Below are 1,685 nucleotides of genomic sequence, written 5' to 3' on the forward strand. Positions count from 1 at the left end.
CCCCGACACGATCTCGGTCCGCACGATCGTCCAGGCCAACGGCCAGAACGCGACGATCGCGGCGAGGCCGATCACGTAGAAGGCACCGAAGAACGGGGTCACCGCCGCCAGGCCCATCACGGCCAGGGCGACCGCCACCACGATCGTCATCGACCGGCCCATGATCTCAGCCCGAACGACGCCCGCGGCGAACGCCAGCGACCCGAGCAGGAAGGCGACGGTGCCGCCCGCCAGCAGCGTCAGCAACCACGGCTGCAGGGCCTGCACCAGCGCCAGGGTGTCGGCGCCCGTCGGGATCGCCGTCGCGACGGCCACCTCCATCCCCGCCAGCGCGGCGACGAGCACCCCGGCCACGATGACCAGGGGGAGCGCGAAGAAGCTCCACTGCTGCTCGCCCGCCTCCCTCAGCCGGCTGCGGAGCCCCTGGAAGGCCAGGACGAACAGGGCGAGGGCCCCGACCGTCAGCAGGTGTGCCATGGCCCACCGCATCGAGTCGGCCTCCATCGTCTGCACCACGACGTCCGAGGACAGAGTGGCGCCCACCAGGAAGGGGTGGTACAGGAGCACGGCCAGCAGGATCACCGGGGCGACGGCCATGGCGGCCACCCGGAACCAGTTGCGCGTGCGCGTGGACATCGTGCCCACCTCCGGTCCGAGACCCGGCCCGGGCGCCCGTGCGGCCCGGGCACAGACGGTTCTTCTCCACCCTACGACGACAGCTTCCTCCGGTACAGGTGGGACGGACCCGCGCTGACCTGGATCGTCCCAGGCGGCGGCTGAGCGGGAGCCGGTCGTCCCTCCGGCGCCGTGGTGTTCCCCGCCCATGGCTTCGCGACTCACGGTGTCCGTGGCGTTGCCCACGGTTCTCATCGGGGTAGGGTCGAGCAGGCGCACGTGATGCGCCACGAGGACGCGTCGGCGCCAGAGCGGGGATCTGTCGCCGCCGCGTGGCGGACACGGCCCGTTGGGGGTGCGGGGATATGGCGGACGCGCCCGACGGGGTGGCGGAGGGAACGCCGCGCGGCCGTACCCGGTGGCGCAGGTTCGCGTTGGTCGCTCTACCCGGCCTCGGGGCGGCGGGGCTGCTCGCCGCGATGGGTTACCAGGGGCTGCTCGCCGCCGCCTTCGCCGTGTCGGGGGACACGATCAAGGTCTCCGCCGACGTCCTGGACGCCCGGGGATTCACCCAGTTCGGCTCCTTCGACCAGACCATCGACGGCACCAGCCTCCCGGTCGCCGTCACCACCATGGAGTCGGTGGAGATCCACGGCCTGTGCCAGTCGACGCTGCTCGAGACGCCGCTCGGCCCGGTCACGGTCCGCATCACCGCGGGCCATGACGAGCCGATCACGGGCAGCTCGGTGGTGTTCGACGCGGAGGAGTTCACCGCCGACGTGGAGTTCACGAACGTCGAGATCGGCCGGGACGCCAGCACCCTGGACAAGGCGGTCGGCGGCCAGGGACCGCCCGGAGGGTTCGGCCAACAGGCCGACACCCTCCTCCTCGTCGACCTCCGGTCGAAGCTCAGGGCGATCACGGCCGCGCACCTGCGCCTGCCCGACACGCACTTCGCCGTCGGGTTCGACGTACCGGAGTGCTTCTGACCATGCCCGACCCCCTGGCCGTTCCGCGTACCGTCTCGCGCGGACTCCGCCGCCGCCTCCGGGCGGCCGTGCGCGGATTCC

The 1,685-nt window shown here is 72.3% G+C and carries 2 protein-coding genes; one reads left to right on the forward strand and one right to left on the reverse strand.

From position 1 onward, the window contains the following. Positions 1–636, reverse strand: a 636-nt coding sequence (locus tag D471_RS0121595) for a hypothetical protein (RefSeq protein WP_026127952.1), incomplete at its 3' end; no start/stop codon positions are given. A 344-nt stretch (positions 637–980) separates the two neighbouring features. Between D471_RS0121595 and D471_RS35490 the strand changes: the two genes are divergently transcribed. Continuing rightward, positions 981–1,604, forward strand: coding sequence for a DUF6230 family protein (locus tag D471_RS35490; RefSeq protein ID WP_017600551.1), 624 nt, complete (start codon positions 981–983; stop codon positions 1,602–1,604). Positions 1,605–1,685 lie beyond the last annotated feature (81 nt).

Origin of the sequence: Nocardiopsis lucentensis DSM 44048 (genome assembly GCF_000341125.1) — a bacterium.
Taxonomy (GTDB): domain Bacteria; phylum Actinomycetota; class Actinomycetes; order Streptosporangiales; family Streptosporangiaceae; genus Nocardiopsis; species Nocardiopsis lucentensis.

What these genes read in the sequence shown, in the direction of transcription:
- D471_RS35490 (WP_017600551.1), top strand. Translation starts at nt 981, where the DNA reads ATGGCGGACGCGCCCGACGGGGTGGCGGAGGGAACGCCGCGCGGCCGT.